Raw genomic sequence first — 15,488 nt, 5'->3', positions numbered from 1 at the left:
GCATCTACTCCTTTAACACCGAATGGATATAGATCGAAGGGTCAGCTAATGTCTTTGCCGCATCCGCTACATATGGGTAAATCCATTCAGCCCCTACACCCATAAAAATTGAAAGAACTAAAAGCAGGGCAGAAGGATAAAGTAATCCTTTTGTGCTGCCTTTCTCCTGTTCGGCCGATAGTTTCGGTTCTCTCCAAAAACAATTCATGAAGATTTTCATCACCGAATAAAGTACGGCTAAACTTGAAATAAGCAAGATTGCTACGAATGTATAATTTTCCGTTTCCAAACCGCTTCGAAGCAACAGCAGTTTTCCGATAAATCCGCTTAATGGCGGAATCCCCGCAAGAGCTATTGTTGCAACGAAAAACATCCAGCCGAGTAAAGGATGGCGTTTGATGAGTCCGCCCATTTGTTTCATATCGGATGTGCCTGTAACCACGATGACGGCACCTGCCAGCAAGAATAAGGTTCCTTTAATGACCATATCATGAAGTAAGTAATAAATGGATCCTGTCAGACCTTCCGGTGTGGCAATCGTTACTCCATAAAGGATAACGCCGACTGCGATGACGATGTTATAAATCAAAATCTGTTTAATATCCGAATAAGCAATGGCGCCAATGCATCCAATGACAATGGTTAACAGGGCCATGTATCCAATGAGTGTATGAGTAAATGGTTGATCATGATAAAACAAAAGAGTAAACGTACGGAAGATCGAATAAACTCCGACTTTCGTCAAAAGGGCGCCAAATAGTGCCGTAACAGCAGAAGGCGGGGCTTGATAGGAACTAGGAAGCCAAAAATAAAGCGGGAAGATTGCTCCTTTTAGCCCGAATACTACAAGGAAAAGAATGGCGATAACCGTTAAAATCCCTGGTTGTCCCACCTCTTTGATTTTGACGGATAAATCAGCCATATTAAGCGTGCCGGTAACAGAATATAAATAACCGACAGCGATAACAAAAAGAGCTGATGAAATAACATTGACAAGAATATATTTGATGGATTCCCTCAATTGGATTTTTGTTCCGCCCAACACAATTAATACATAAGAAGACATGAGCATCACTTCAAAGAAGACGAATAGGTTGAAAATGTCTCCTGTTAAAAATGCACCGATGACCCCTGTGATCAGGAATTGCACGAAGGCGTAAAAAGAAAAATTTTCACGTCCGCTGCCGATAGAACGAAAAGCAAACAACACACAGCAGAAACTAACAATGTTTGCTGTGAGGACAAGCATTGAAGCTAATAAATCCGCTACGAGCACAATTCCAAAAGGAGCGGGCCAATTTCCGAGTTCATGGGTTTGGATTCCATGTTCATAAACGTTTTGCACAAGCATGAATGATAAACCGATATTGATGATGAATGATAATACACTTACGATTCTTTGAAAACGTACATGGTCTTTCAGGAACATTAAAATGATTCCAGTAATCAAAGGAATAATAAGTGGTAAAATGACAAGATTATTCATGATTTTCATTACCCCTTAACTTATCCATATCGTCTGTTCCAAGCTCCTGGTAGGCGCGGTAAGCTAATACGAGTAAAAAAGACGTAACGCCAAAGCTGATAACAATCGCGGTTAGAATAAGAGCTTGCGGAAGGGCATCTGTATAGACGGGCGCTTTTTCCCCTAAAAGTGGAACAGCTCCACGCTTTAATCCTCCCATTGTAAGTAATAGTAAATGGGCACCGTGACTTAAAAGCCCTGTCCCGATAATAATGCGAAGCAAACTTCGAGATAACATAAGGTACGTTGCTGCCATAAATAGAATGCCGGCAGCAATAGACATTAATATTTCCATTATTCGCTCTCTCCAATCGTTTGAATAATGGTCATCGTTACTCCCACAACAACAAGGTAAACTCCCAGGTCAAAAAGGCTCGCCGTTGCCAACGATACCTCTCCTAATCCAGGCAGGTGGGGGTGACCGAATGTATGTGTTAAAAATGGAACATCAAAAACAAATGAACCGAGCCCTGTCGCTACGGCGATAAACAATCCAGTTGCAATAATCATTTTGTAATCAAAAGGAATGACGTTTTTAATTGTCTTAACATCAAACGCAAGCAGCATCAAAACAAGCGCGGAGGAGGCCATTAATCCTCCAACGAAGCCTCCGCCCGGTGTATAATGCCCTGTCCAAAATAAGTAGATGGAAAAGATCAGGATAATAAAGGCAACGACCTTTGTAACAGTTTGTAATATCAAATCATTTACCTTCATTCTTCACTTTCCTTTCTCGTTAAACGTAGTTTAATCATTGCATAAATTCCGAAGGCTGCGATTCCCAGCACGGTAATTTCAAATAATGTATCGAAGCCGCGGAAGTCTACTAAAATGACGTTTACAATGTTTTTACCGCCTGCTTCTGTGTAACTGTTTTCAACAAAATATTGAGTGATTGAATCAAATAATTTTGTACTGTGAGAAGAGAGGGCAACAAGAGTTACGGTTACTCCCACTCCCAGCGAAATAAGAAAATTATTCATTCTAAATTTGAATTTTTTCGGCAGGCGCTGCATCTCCGGCAAGTGATAAAAGCAAAGGAGAAACAAAGCGGTCGAAATGGTTTCAATAACTAACTGCGTCAGCGCCAGGTCAGGGGCGCGGAATAAGATGAAAAACAAAGCGACAGAATAACCGACCATTCCCAATGCGATGATGGCGGTCAAGCGTGATTTGGATAGTACGGTCATGAAAGCAGCGATAATCATTGCAATGATTAAAATAGCTTCATAGACACCAACGGGAGCAAGGTTGTCGAACTTCATGCTGAATGCATCTTTGACGAATAATGTCCCTAACACAATTGCAATCAAGAATGCAAAGATATATACAAGATAATCCCGAAGAAAGCCTGTCATCCATAAACGCATAAATGAGTAGGAGCCTTTATCAATCGCAGACAAGCCTCTATCATAAAAATGATTGAGCGCGAGCTTCTGTGGGAACAGGCTATACAGCTTGGACCATTTGGCTACGGTTATGAACAGAAGCACGCCTAATGCGATGACACCCATTGTCATGAAAAGTTCCGGTGTCCATCCATGCCAGAAGGAAATGTGAACATAAAACTTTTCCCCTGTATCCAATAAAGCCGGCATAATTGAAGCCATAGCGGGTTCAATGATACTGTGGGCCAATAAATTTGGGAACAATCCGAAAAGGATCACTAAAGAAGCAAGGATAATTGGCGGCACAAGCATGCCAATCGGTGCTTCATGCGGTTTTTTCGCCAACTTTTCCGGTTGGTACTTTCCTGTGAATGTTTTAAAGACAATAACCATGCTGTAGACAAACGTAAATACACTCGCAATCCAAGCGAGGACAGGGAATAAAACGCCCCATGTTTCCATGTTGTAAATATCCATTTTCGTTACATGAACCATTCCTGTAAAGAACATTTCTTTACTTAAAAATCCGTTGAACGGCGGCAACCCGGCCATTGCAAAACATCCGATAATAGCGATGGTGAACGTGATTGGCATGAAGCTCATGAGTCCGCCAAGTTTTCGGATATCCCGGGTTCCCGTTTCGTGATCGACAATTCCCACCACCATGAACAGGCTTCCTTTAAAGGTTGCATGGTTAATCAAGTGGAAAACAGCAGCAGTAATAGCCACAACATAAATATTGTCTCCGAGAAACTCGTAATGAAGAGCAGCGCTTCCCACTCCAATCAAAGACATAATCAGTCCAAGCTGACTAATAGTGGAGAAGGCGAGAATTCCTTTTAAGTCTGTTTGTTTCACGGCAGAAAATGATCCCCAGAACAACGTCGTAATCCCGACAGCTGATACTGTCACAAACCAAACGGATGTATCCGCGAAAATGGGGCTGAGACGCGCCAATAAATAAATTCCGGCTTTAACCATCGTAGCAGAATGCAAGTAGGCACTAACAGGCGTTGGTGCTTCCATCGCATCAGGCAGCCAAATGTGGAATGGAAATTGTGCTGATTTCGTAAATGCACCGAGTAACACAAGGATAAGGGCGGGAATGAACAACTCATGGGATGCGATTGTCCCTACATTTTGAACCATTTCCCGAATGCTGAAAGTTCCGCTCATGATGTATAAAAGAATGAAGCCCCCGAGCATTGCCAATCCTCCGAATACTGTAATAAGCATGGATTTTTGAGCCCCGTAACGGGATTTTTCCCGTTGATACCAATATCCAATTAAAAGAAATGAAGATAAGCTTGTGAGTTCCCAGAACGTATAAAGAACGATGACGTTATCTGAGAGTACGACTCCGAGCATTGCTCCCATGAACAGAAGCAAATACACGTAAAACGAATTTAATGCTTCTTTTGTCTTGGACAAATAGTAAATGGAATAAAGAATAACCAATGAGCCGATACCGGTAATCAGTAAACTAAAAAGTAGACTGAGTCCATCCACATACAAGCGAACGTCGATTCCCAAGCTTGGAATCCATTTGAAAGATTGTTCGTATGTATTTCCATGAGAAACGGTACTAATAAACTGTGTAAAATAAGCAAAAAGCAATACTGGCAAAGGCAAGACAAACCAGCCTGTATGGACCTTTCGGATATATTTATAAAAGAAAGGCACAAAAATTGCTAAAAGAAAAGGTGAAAACGTAACAATATGCAACAATGACAAAATATCCTCCTCCTTACTTCTAAAGGTGAAACGATGCTTCCTGCTTAAAATGGAGACGACCGCCCATCTCTTCTTATCACTCACTAGTATCAGTCATTATTCTAACGGATATGAGTCGGGATTAACATTCATTGAACACAAAGCCCAATCATTCTTACGAAAGAAAGTGAAAAAGGTTTCATTTTCTTGTATAAAACAACTGGAAAATATTCATCCTAATGAACAGGATGGTGATCATATGTTTATGAAACATATAATAGTAAGCGTCAGCATTTTCGCTGTCATGTTCATTAGTGCATATATGCTCAACCACACGACAAAAAGGTCTTTCTATGAAGAAATGTTTATCCGTCCTGTCAACTACGAACAGATGACGAGCATTATCACGAGAACAGAATCCGTTTTTCAGTCGAGGGAATACGTAAGAATTGGAGTCATCATGTCTCCCGTTTCCGAAATTCAGGAAGAAACCGATGAATTATAGAGGAGAGGTTGATTCGAAAGGAGAAAAATCACCCCTTTCGAATCAACTTCCGCAAAATGGGCCATCAAGAGAAACCAGTAGTATCAAGGTTTTAGATTGATGGCCCATTTTGCGTAAAAAGAAACATCATCATTTTTTCGACCTTATGGGACAGCCTCTCTTATTTTGATTTAAGCGTGTTAAGTGATGTTAAGGATCTTTATCATCTTACCGGTTTAAACAGGAACCAATCGTTTATCCATGTTCTATCTTACATAATCCGACAAGATTTTTAAACTTTAATATGTATTCGTTTACAAAAAAACGGTCTATCTTGCATTCTTTTTGCTGTTTAGTTAAAGTGTAAGAAAGCAATACAATCTTAATATGGAGGAACGAATTATGACGCATGTTCGCTTTGATTATTCAAAAGCACTCACTTTCTTTGGTGAACACGAACTTACATACTTACGTGATGCTGTGAAAGTAGCTCACCACTCTATCCATGAAAAAACGGGTGCCGGAAATGACTTTTTAGGGTGGGTTGATCTTCCTGTAGATTACGATAAAGAAGAGTTTGCCCGCATTGAAAAAGCAGCAGAAAAAATCAAATCTGATTCTGATGTATTACTTGTTATCGGAATTGGAGGCTCTTATCTAGGAGCTCGTGCTGCTATTGAAATGCTTCAGCATTCTTTTTATAATGCCCTGCCAAAAGAAAAGCGCAAGACGCCGCAAGTGCTGTTTGTAGGTAACAACATCAGTTCTACATATATGAAAGATTTGATGGATTTATTGGAAGGGAAGGATTTTTCCATCAACGTTATTTCTAAATCCGGTACGACGACAGAGCCGGCTATTGCCTTCCGTATTTTCCGTAAGCTTCTTGAAGAGAAGTATGGAAAACAGGAAGCGAGCAAACGGATTTACGCAACAACAGATAAAGCGCGCGGCGCGTTGAAAACGTTAGCGACAGAAGAAGGATATGAGTCGTTTGTTATTCCTGATGATGTAGGAGGCCGTTATTCTGTATTGACAGCGGTTGGGTTGCTTCCTATCGCTGTAAGTGGTGCAAACATTGACGATATGATGAAAGGTGCTGCTCAAGCGCGTGAAGATTTCAGCGCGTCTGAGTTGGAAGAGAACGCAGCGTACCAATATGCAGCTGTGCGCAACGTGCTTTATAACAAAGGAAAAACCATTGAAATGCTTATTAACTATGAACCAGGATTACAATACTTTGCTGAGTGGTGGAAACAGTTGTTTGGGGAAAGTGAAGGAAAAGACCAAAAAGGTATTTTCCCTTCATCGGCAAACTTTTCAACAGATCTTCATTCTTTAGGCCAATATGTTCAAGAAGGACGCCGTGACTTATTTGAAACGGTCTTAAAAGTAGAAACTCCTCGTCATGAGTTAACAATTGAAGAGGAAGCAAGCGACTTGGATGGTTTGAATTATTTAGCAGGAAAAACAGTGGACTTCGTTAATACAAAAGCATTTGAAGGAACGATGCTGGCACATACAGACGGGGCTGTTCCCAACTTAGTTGTGACACTGCCTAAATTAGATGAGTATACATTCGGCTATGTTGCTTATTTCTTTGAAAAAGCTTGTGCAATGAGCGGTTATTTACTTGGAGTTAATCCATTCGATCAGCCAGGCGTTGAGGCGTACAAAGTAAATATGTTCGCGTTGCTTGGCAAGCCTGGATTTGAAGAGAAGAAAGCGGAATTAGAAAAACGTTTAAATAATTAACATTTGTGAAAAAGGTGGTTCAAAGCATTAAAAATGATGCATTGAGCCGCCTTTTTATTGTTTAGTTAACACTTAACCCCTTAATCATAAGAAAAACTTCATCTATGGATGCGTACTATCCGTTACTAGCGGATAAAAAAGGGGGGAAGGGAGAATCTAATCAAAAAGGGGGTGTGTGAAATGATTGAGATTTCTTCAAAACTACAAGGGGAGTCGTTTAAATTATTTCATCTAGAACAACAGTTGAAACCTTTAGGTTATGTCATCGGAGGAAATTGGGATTATGATCATGGTTCTTTCGACTATAAAATTGACGATGAGGTCGGGTATCAATTTTTAAGACTTCCGTTTCAATCAGTTGACGGCCAGCTAGATTCTCCTGGAGCCACCGTAAAATTAGGGACACCTTTTTTACTTTCGCATAAATATCAAATTGGTTTGGATGATCATGTACATGTAGGAAATGCCCAAGCTTCTTTTAACCAGTTTTCTGAACCGCAAGATCCAGATGCAGAATTTCCAGAAAAGTATATTTCGTTAGGGAAGGCCCTTGTAAAAGAGCTGGAGGAAGTGTTGCTAAAAGATTGAGTATTTCATCGAATTTTTCATATAAGCGGGCGGCATGAGCGTGTATAAAAGCATGACAGCCGCCTATAGGAATTCAGCTAGGATGCTTTATACAGGACCATAGTCTGTACAAACTTTTGGCTAAAAGAGCTGTTTGTACATGGTTTCCCCTGTTAAATGGTTCGTACAAATGACCTCATCTGCTCCTGCATGCCGTGCATTCTCTTTTTGTTCAGATGTTAAAATTTCCGCGATGGTATGAATAGAGGGAGAAACGCCTCTAATTGCGACCAATGTCAAGATTGTTTGCATATCCGCATATTCTTCATTTTTAAATTGATCAGCCGTGATAAGAATTTTAGAAGCTTCTGTCATGTTGGCTCTGTGTAGAGTAGAAGCATGGCTAGGGTTCCCTTTAATAAAATAGAGGTTGGGAGAAATCAGCGGCTTTTCTGTTAAGCTGTCATCAATCAATACAATATCTTCGTTCATATCTTCACGGGCGTAATGAGAAAGGATGGTCCGAACTCTTTCGTTCCAGCCAATAATGATAGTATGACCTTTCCGGGAATAGGATGAACTTCCGTCCCAATAGGCGTTTTCCTTCGAAACTGCGATAGTGGATAAGGTAACAAAATATGTAGTAAAGAAGCCTGTTCCCAGCAAAATTAATAGAATTCCAAGGAGTCTTCCCCATAAGGTTTCAGGGGCATAATCGCCATACCCAACTGTAGACACGGTTACAATGGCCCACCAAATGCCTTCAAAAAAGGTGGAAAATTGTTTTGGTTCAAGTAAGTGAATGATAAATCCGAAAATAACAATGAATAAAAGCATTAAGAGCGCTAAACGGAATAAAATGGAGCGCTTAAAAAAGCCGAATAAAAAATGGCCACCGATCATAAAAAATACCTCCAACGCAAACTTGTACTATTATTGCCAAGTTGGGTTGAAGGTATAAGTGGAATACGAACATTACAGGCTCGGTTGGAAAAATTCAATCCATTCTCCATCAGGACCGTAGAAAAATAAATACTGTGCCCCATTGGGTAAGGTTGTAAACTGTTCATCAACAAAGGTTACATCTAATTGCTTTAAACGATCTCGTTCTTCTTTCAAGTCAGAAACGGTAAACGCCACGTGATGAACTTTTCCCTCCGCCGGTAAATCACTGTTATATCCTTGAATAAGCTCAATGATGATTTCTCCGTTGAGTCCTAAAAAGGCTAATGTGAGTTCAGGGTTTGTGTGGGGGAAGCGGTCGATTAACTGCAGACCAACGATATCCTGATAAAAATGAATGGATTTTTCTATGTCTTTCACTTGAATTCCTACATGCTCTAATTTTTGAATCGCCATAAGCTTTCTCCTCCTATACGAAAATTTAGTGTTGATACTTAGTCTGGCTTTATCCCAATAAGCACTTCTAACGGATCAGCCACTATAAAGACATCTTTAATAGATTAAAAAACTGAAAATATCGAAAATGATAAGTAGAATTGTATGCCCGCTCATCATTTCTGTCAAATGAAAAACGGATGAGGGAGTGAATCCCTCATCCGTTTTTTATTTTGCTTGTTTTTTTGCTGGAGAGTAATCCCAGCTTTCGATATTCTTTAAGCCTTCAATACTATCTGCATAAAAAACAGGATCTTTACCGGCTTTCTTCTGGGTTATATAGTCATTTAATGCACCAAAAGAGATTTTTCCTAAAAGAACGATAGCGATAAGGTTTACAATCGCCATTAATCCCATTGTCAGGTCAGCCATGTCCCAAACGATACCGAAGCTTGCCACTGATCCGAAGTAGACCATGACTACAACTGCTGTACGATATAAGAACATAACCAGTTTATTGTCTTTAATAAATTCAATGTTCGTCTCACCATAATAATAGTTTCCAATAATGGAACTGAATGCAAACAAAAATACAGCAATGGCGACAAATGTGTTTGCCCAAGAACCGATGTGTCCTGCTAAAGCAGTTTGTGTCAATTCAATTCCCTCTGCACCGGAAGTGTATGTGCCGGATAGAAGAACGATAAACGCAGTCGCACTGCAAATAAGTAGTGTATCAACGAACACACCGAGTGATTGAATAAGTCCTTGTTTTACCGGGTGACTTACAGTTGCTGTCGCGGCAGCGTTCGGAGCGCTACCCATCCCGGCCTCATTTGAGAACAAACCGCGTTTAATCCCCATCATCATAGCAGCGCCAATGCCGCCGCCTGCTGCTTGTTCAAGGCCGAATGCACTTTTGAAAATCAAAGCAAATACAGCAGGAATCTCTGTCAGGTTTGTAATCATAACAAACAAGGCGATGATTAAATAAAGAGTTGCCATGACAGGAACGATAATTTGCGATACTGTCGCAATACTTTTTACACCGCGGAAAATGATAATTCCTGTAGCTGCTGCCAGAATAATTCCCATCACTTGAATATTTGTACCAAACGCAGTTTTCATTGCAGCTGCAATGGTATTAGATTGTACCGAGTTGAAGACCAATCCAAAGCAGAAAGTAATCAACACGGCAAATATAATTCCCAACCATCGGGCGTTAAGTGCTTTTTCCATGTAGTAAGCGGGTCCCCCGCGGAATCCGTCTTTATCTTTGACTTTGTAAATTTGAGCTAATGTACTTTCTACAAATGCGGTTGCAGAACCTAGCAATGCAATCAACCACATCCAAAAAACAGCACCAGGTCCCCCTACAGCGACAGCGGTTGCAACTCCTGCAAGATTACCGGTTCCAACGCGTGAGGCCGTACTGATACAGAAGGCCTGAAAGGATGTAATTCCTTTATTTTTATCTGTTCCGCTGGCAGCTGCCCCTTCCCCGAGTAAACGTACCATTTCTCCAAATAGACGAAATTGAACGAACTTTGTGCGGAATGTAAAATATAAGCCTAAAGCAATAAGAAGGGCAATTAGGACTTTTGACCACAATAAGTCGTTGATCAATCCTACCAATGTTTGTAATAATGACATGCACTTATTCACCTCTTTAGTAGTAGTAAATGTTTAAAATAGGGATACTAAAAGCATTGTGTTTCTTGAAATAGATGAATATTGAGAAAATAAACATGATAAAAGAATGAATGTAAGGAAACCTCACATTCATCCTTTTGTATTATACTTATATCAGAAAAATATAGCAATACATCTTAGTAGATATTTTTATTGGGAAAATAAGGTTTATCCACATTTTAAAATTATTATAGAAAATAGTAATTGCCTTTTAAAAGAGCTGATTATTGGTAGAATGGATAGGATATAAAGTGCCTTCCATGGCAAAAGAAATACGGCCCGTTTCTTCTGAAACCACCAATACAAGAGCGTCGGATTGTTGAGACATGCCAATTGCTGCTCGATGCCGAGTGCCGACTTTCTTTTGAACAGTGACGGAAGATGCCAGGGGCAGTACATTTGCCGCGGATATAATTTCATTTCCTTTAATCAAAACGGCTCCGTCATGCAAGGGGGTACCAGGATAAAAAATAGACTCAAGAAGAGTGCTTGTTAATGAAGCTCCAATGGAAACCCCTTTCTGAATTAAATTTTCTACAGGCTGATTGCGTTCGATGACGATTAGGGCGCCATGCCTCCGTTCGGATAAATGGTGCACTGCCAGAGAGAGAGTAGCGTAATTTTGGGTAAAAGGAGATAAATATTGCTGCAAATAATAGGAGGCAGCTACCGATTGAATCTCATTGAACTGCTTTTGTAAAGCTTCAAAGTCACATAAAATGCAATACTGGTCATGGTCAAGGCTTTGTATTAACTTATCCGTTTCCAGCAAAATATTTGTCAGGTTCTGCTTTATTTGATCTTTTATCGAAGAATTTAAAGGAAAAGCATATAAATCCATTGTACTAAGCCTCCCATATTTTAGGCAATCGAGAAAAACGTTATCTAACGCGTTTAAGCAGGGTGGAATGTTTACCTCACTCTAGGAGGCTTTATTTGTAATGTTTGCGAAATAATCGGGTTTATGCATGAGTGGAAAAAAGGATCTCAGAGCAAAGGCGTTGGCTTTTTAAGGCTAGTTGCCTATGGTATAATAAAATCAGCTATATATAATAGGGAATGTGATTATTTTCACAAAGAAGGAGGCGTTTGAAAGTGCATCGATCAACTAAACAAGAAAAAATTTTAGTCGTGATGTGTTTCATTGTAGCTTTTATAATGCTTTTATCATTTATGAGAAATCTTTTCAGTTAATTCCCCATAAATAATAAGGGAAAATATATGTATTCCCTATCACATTTCTTCTTCATTTGCATAGAATATTTTGAAATATCAGTTGACAATTTGTGCGGATATGTTAGAATTTGAAAAAACGAACTTATCAAGAGAGGTGGAGGGGACTGGCCCTGTGAAACCCGGCAACCTGCGACAATTCATGTAAGGTGCTAATTCCAGCAAAATGCAAACCATTTTGAGGGATAAGGTAAAATAAATCACCTCAAAAGTCTTTCTAATAATGGAAGACCTTTTTTATTGATTTAAAACCACCTTTTTTTATCGGAATAGATAGCTTTAAGGAGATAGGAGTGATTAAGTTGTCGGAAACGTTAACCTTTGAAACATGGAATGGGGAAATTCCGGATTTTGCGATTGATGATGAGACAAAAGGAGCTTTAAGCGCTTTAAAGTGGGCTTATAACCATTATGGAGATTCTCTTGTCTATGCCTGTAGTTTTGGGATTGAAGGGATTGTATTAATTGACTTAATTTCACAGGTGAAAGAGGATGCAACGATTGTCTTTTTAGATACAGGCGTTCATTTCAAAGAAACGTATGAAGTAATTGATGCGATTAAGGAAAAGTTCCCGAAATTAAAGGTTGAGATGAAAAAGCCTGATCTTACGTTGGCTCAGCAAGAAGAACAGTATGGTCCGGAATTATGGAAAAGTGATGCGAATCGGTGCTGTTATTTACGGAAAATTCTTCCTTTAGAACAGGCGTTAAGCGGAGCGCAAGCCTGGATTTCGGGGTTGAGAAGAGAGCAGTCGGAATCAAGAAGCAAGACACAGTTTATCAATCAAGATTCCCGCTTTAAAAAAGTGAAAGTATGCCCGCTTATCCATTGGACTTGGAAGGATGTTTGGCGTTATGTTCATAAAAAGCAGTTGCCTTATAACAAGCTCCATGATCAAGGGTATCCAAGCATTGGCTGTGAGCCTTGTACTAAGCCTGCTTATGATTTAAACGATTTACGTTCTGGAAGATGGACCGGGCAGCAAAAGGTAGAATGCGGACTGCATGAGTCTTAAATTAATGGGTAATCTAGAAAAAACCAACTTTTAATCCTACTAAAATGATAAGTTTACTAAATGTACAGAGGAGGAAATAAAATGAGCTACAGTGCACCACACGGAGGAAAGTTAATTAATCTTTTTGATTCAGAATTCGATTATTCAGGGATCCAACAGGAGATTGAACTTGATGCAATTGCATTGAGCGACCTTGAATTGATTGGTATTGGAGCGTATAGCCCCCTTGCTGGGTTTTTAGGTGAAGAAGATTATCTTTCGGTTGTTGAAAAAATGCGTCTTGCAGACGGTACGGTATGGAGCATTCCGATTACTTTACCGGTGAGTGAAGAAAAGGCGAATGAACTGAAAGTTGATGAGTGGGTAAAGCTTGTAAAAGATGGAGTAGTCTACGGAGCGCTGAAACTGAAAGAGCTATATACTCCTGACAAGAAACAGGAAGCGGAACAAGTTTATCGAACAAGTGAACTTGAACATCCAGGAGTCAAAAAATTATTTGAACGCCCGAATGTTTACGCTGCGGGTGAAATTAAACTCATTCGTAGAACAGACAAAGGCAAATTTGCTTCTTATCATTTAGATCCAGCAGAAACACGCCAAAAATTTGCTGAACTTGGCTGGAATACAATCGTTGGTTTCCAAACTCGTAACCCGGTTCACCGAGCTCATGAATATATCCAAAAATCTGCCTTAGAAATTGTCGATGGGCTATTTTTAAACCCACTTGTCGGCGAAACAAAGTCTGATGATATCCCGGCAGACATCCGTATGGAAAGCTATGAAGTGCTGTTAGAAAACTATTACCCTCAAGATCGTGTGTTTTTAGCCGTTTTCCCTGCAGCGATGCGATATGCAGGCCCGCGAGAAGCGATCTTCCATGCGATGATTCGTAAAAACTTCGGATGCACGCATTTCATTGTAGGTCGTGATCATGCAGGAGTCGGGAATTATTATGGCACGTATGATGCACAGAAAATCTTTAGCAATTTCACAAGTGAAGAGCTTGGAATTACACTTCTGTTCTTTGAACATAGCTTTTATTGCGTGAAATGTGAAGGGATGGCATCTACAAAAACGTGCCCTCATGGCAAAGAAGACCATGTTATTTTATCTGGAACGAAAGTAAGGGAGTTATTGCGAAACGGAGAGCTGCCGCCAAGCACTTTCAGCCGTAAAGAAGTGGTAGAGGTTTTAATTAAAGGCTTGCAAAAACAGACGGTCAATTCTTAAGGGGGGGAAGAATCATGGCAAAAGCAACAAATATTACATGGCATGAATCTGTCATTACAAAAAAGAGCGAAGAGAACAAAATGGCCATCAAAGCTTCATTCTTTGGTTTACTGGCTTATCAGGATCCGGAAAATCAACCGTTGCAAACGCCGTAGCGAAAGCGTTATTTGACCATAAAATTAGAAACTATGTCTTGGACGGGGATAACATTCGCTTCGGTCTTAACAAGAATTTAGGTTTTTCGGAGGAAGATCGAAAAGAAAACATTCGACGCATTGGTGAGGTTGCTAAGTTATTTGTTGACAGTGGTCAAGTGGTTCTTACAGCCTTCATTTCTCCTTTCCAAGAAGATCGGAACCAAGTCCGCCAAATAGTGGAAGAAAATGAATTTATTGAAGTATACGTAAAATGTCCATTGGATGAGTGTGAAAAGAGAGATCCGAAGGGGCTTTATCAAAAAGCACGAAAAGGAGAAATCAAACAATTTACGGGCATTGATTCTCCATATGAAGAACCGGTTAATCCAGAATTAGTAATTGAGACAAACAAAGTTTCGATTGAAGAATGTGTAGAGCAAGTAGTGGTATATCTAAAAGGAAAAGGCCTGATCTAAAGGGGATGTGAGTTCGGCATTGACATTGCGGGGAACTGCCGATGTCAATGCCGGAAAAAAGAAGTTCCCCCAATGTACAGGCTTTGTTTTATATTGAGAAAGAAAACGCATCAGATGGAAAATGAGAGGGGGGAATTGGAATGGGAAAGGTATATTTAGTCGGTGCAGGTCCTGGAGACCCGGATTTGATTACAGTTAAGGGATTAAAGTGCATTCAAGAAGCGGATGTTATTTTATATGACAGATTAATCAATGATGAGCTATTGCAATATGCCAAGAAAGAGGCAGATTTAATTTATTGCGGAAAACTTCCCGACTACCACACGCTAAAGCAAGAGACTATCAATAGCTTTCTGGTTAGATTTGCTAAAAAGGGGAAAGTGGTCACAAGGCTAAAAGGGGGAGATCCTTTCGTTTTTGGACGAGGGGGAGAAGAAGCGGAGGTATTGGCTAACAACGATATCCCATTTGAAGTCGTTCCGGGGATTACATCGGGCATCGCAGCCCCGGCTTATGCCGGCATTCCTGTTACCCATAGAGAGCATGGTGCAAGTGTTGCTATTGTCACGGGTCACCGTAAAGGAAATGAAGAGGATGATATTCGATGGGACCATTTAGCGAAGGGTGTTGATACGCTCGCTATCTATATGGGAGTGGCTAATCTTCCGTATATTTGTGAGAGGCTGATGGAACATGGAAAAAGTGGCGAAACCCCTGTTGCACTCATTCATTGGGGGACGTATAAAGAGCAGCGCACAATAACTGGTACATTGAATACAATTGTTGATATAGTAAGAAAAGAAAACATAGAGAATCCAAGTATGATCATTGTAGGAGAAGTGGTCAAGCTGCGCGAGAAACTTCGTTGGTTTGAGAAGGTTAAACAGGGTGAATCTTATCAAGACCTTGTAAAAGAAGCCTTTTAAGAGAGGGC

14 protein-coding genes, 1 pseudogene and 1 riboswitch are annotated in these 15,488 nt (G+C 40.2%); of the genes and pseudogenes, 7 read left to right on the top strand and 8 right to left on the bottom strand.

Annotated elements, in window-relative coordinates; translation table 11 throughout:
• Nucleotides 1-4: 4 nt before the first annotated feature.
• From BK575_RS24520 to BK575_RS24505, 4 genes are read right to left on the bottom strand one after another with little or no spacing between them, the layout of a single operon-like run.
• Nucleotides 5-1,486 (bottom strand): Na+/H+ antiporter subunit D, encoded by a 1,482-nt coding sequence (locus tag BK575_RS24520; RefSeq protein WP_078414154.1) that lies wholly within the window; start codon nucleotides 1,484-1,486, stop codon nucleotides 5-7.
• Nucleotides 1,479-1,820: a Na(+)/H(+) antiporter subunit C gene (locus tag BK575_RS24515; RefSeq protein WP_078414153.1), complete on the bottom strand. Its 342-nt coding sequence runs from the start codon at nucleotides 1,818-1,820 to the stop codon at nucleotides 1,479-1,481. The genes BK575_RS24520 and BK575_RS24515 overlap by 8 nt, the downstream gene beginning before the upstream one ends.
• Complete coding sequence (locus tag BK575_RS24510) at nucleotides 1,820-2,242, bottom strand: Na(+)/H(+) antiporter subunit B (RefSeq protein ID WP_078414152.1); 423 nt, start codon at nucleotides 2,240-2,242, stop codon at nucleotides 1,820-1,822. Before BK575_RS24510 ends, BK575_RS24515 begins: the two co-directional genes overlap by 1 nt.
• The gene (locus BK575_RS24505) at nucleotides 2,239-4,647 is read right to left on the bottom strand and encodes a Na+/H+ antiporter subunit A (RefSeq protein ID WP_078414151.1); all 2,409 of its coding nucleotides are present in this window, start codon (nucleotides 4,645-4,647) and stop codon (nucleotides 2,239-2,241) included. Before BK575_RS24505 ends, BK575_RS24510 begins: the two co-directional genes overlap by 4 nt.
• Before the next feature lie 238 nt (nucleotides 4,648-4,885).
• Between BK575_RS24505 and BK575_RS24500 the strand changes: the two genes are divergently transcribed.
• The 3 genes from BK575_RS24500 (at nucleotide 4,886) to BK575_RS24490 (ending at nucleotide 7,453) form a co-directional block, all read left to right on the top strand.
• Nucleotides 4,886-5,131: a hypothetical protein gene (locus tag BK575_RS24500; protein WP_078414150.1), complete on the top strand. Its 246-nt coding sequence runs from the start codon at nucleotides 4,886-4,888 to the stop codon at nucleotides 5,129-5,131.
• 381 nt (nucleotides 5,132-5,512) lie between these two features.
• Nucleotides 5,513-6,865 (top strand): glucose-6-phosphate isomerase, encoded by a 1,353-nt coding sequence (locus BK575_RS24495; RefSeq protein ID WP_078414149.1) that lies wholly within the window; start codon nucleotides 5,513-5,515, stop codon nucleotides 6,863-6,865.
• Nucleotides 6,866-7,045: 180 nt separating this feature from the next.
• The gene (locus BK575_RS24490; RefSeq protein WP_078414148.1) at nucleotides 7,046-7,453 is read left to right on the top strand and encodes a YugN-like family protein; all 408 of its coding nucleotides are present in this window, start codon (nucleotides 7,046-7,048) and stop codon (nucleotides 7,451-7,453) included.
• Between the two features lie 120 nt (nucleotides 7,454-7,573).
• Here the strand turns inward: BK575_RS24490 and BK575_RS24485 are convergent, their stop codons facing one another.
• The 4 genes from BK575_RS24485 to cdaS all read right to left on the bottom strand — a co-directional run bounded on the left by BK575_RS24485 (nucleotide 7,574) and on the right by cdaS (nucleotide 11,303).
• Nucleotides 7,574-8,335, bottom strand: coding sequence for an ion channel (locus tag BK575_RS24485; RefSeq protein ID WP_078414147.1), 762 nt, complete (start codon nucleotides 8,333-8,335; stop codon nucleotides 7,574-7,576).
• 72 nt (nucleotides 8,336-8,407) lie between these two features.
• Nucleotides 8,408-8,791 (bottom strand): VOC family protein, encoded by a 384-nt coding sequence (locus tag BK575_RS24480; protein WP_078414146.1) that lies wholly within the window; start codon nucleotides 8,789-8,791, stop codon nucleotides 8,408-8,410.
• A gap of 207 nt (nucleotides 8,792-8,998) precedes the next feature.
• Entirely contained in the window at nucleotides 8,999-10,423 is a 1,425-nt protein-coding gene (locus tag BK575_RS24475) for an alanine/glycine:cation symporter family protein (protein WP_078414145.1), read from the bottom strand.
• Nucleotides 10,424-10,673: 250 nt separating this feature from the next.
• The gene (cdaS, locus tag BK575_RS24470) at nucleotides 10,674-11,303 is read right to left on the bottom strand and encodes a sporulation-specific diadenylate cyclase CdaS (RefSeq protein ID WP_078414144.1); all 630 of its coding nucleotides are present in this window, start codon (nucleotides 11,301-11,303) and stop codon (nucleotides 10,674-10,676) included.
• Nucleotides 11,304-11,777: 474 nt separating this feature from the next.
• Nucleotides 11,778-11,887: riboswitch (SAM riboswitch) on the top strand.
• Between the two features lie 110 nt (nucleotides 11,888-11,997).
• On the opposite strand from cdaS, the gene BK575_RS24465 reads away from it, so the two are divergent.
• From BK575_RS24465 to cobA, 4 genes and pseudogenes are all read left to right on the top strand, one after another.
• Nucleotides 11,998-12,711: a phosphoadenylyl-sulfate reductase gene (locus BK575_RS24465; protein WP_078414945.1), complete on the top strand. Its 714-nt coding sequence runs from the start codon at nucleotides 11,998-12,000 to the stop codon at nucleotides 12,709-12,711.
• 81 nt (nucleotides 12,712-12,792) lie between these two features.
• Nucleotides 12,793-13,941 (top strand): sulfate adenylyltransferase, encoded by a 1,149-nt coding sequence (gene sat / locus BK575_RS24460; RefSeq protein WP_078414143.1) that lies wholly within the window; start codon nucleotides 12,793-12,795, stop codon nucleotides 13,939-13,941.
• A gap of 14 nt (nucleotides 13,942-13,955) precedes the next feature.
• Nucleotides 13,956-14,554 (top strand): annotated as a pseudogene (cysC, locus tag BK575_RS24455) (adenylyl-sulfate kinase).
• A 140-nt stretch (nucleotides 14,555-14,694) separates the two neighbouring features.
• The gene (gene cobA, locus BK575_RS24450; RefSeq protein WP_078414142.1) at nucleotides 14,695-15,480 is read left to right on the top strand and encodes a uroporphyrinogen-III C-methyltransferase; all 786 of its coding nucleotides are present in this window, start codon (nucleotides 14,695-14,697) and stop codon (nucleotides 15,478-15,480) included.
• Nucleotides 15,481-15,488 lie beyond the last annotated feature (8 nt).

Source organism: Priestia abyssalis (assembly GCF_002019595.1).
GTDB lineage: Bacteria > Bacillota > Bacilli > Bacillales > Bacillaceae_H > Bacillus_BA > Bacillus_BA abyssalis.
This window is presented reverse-complemented; position numbering and strand designations above follow the sequence as displayed.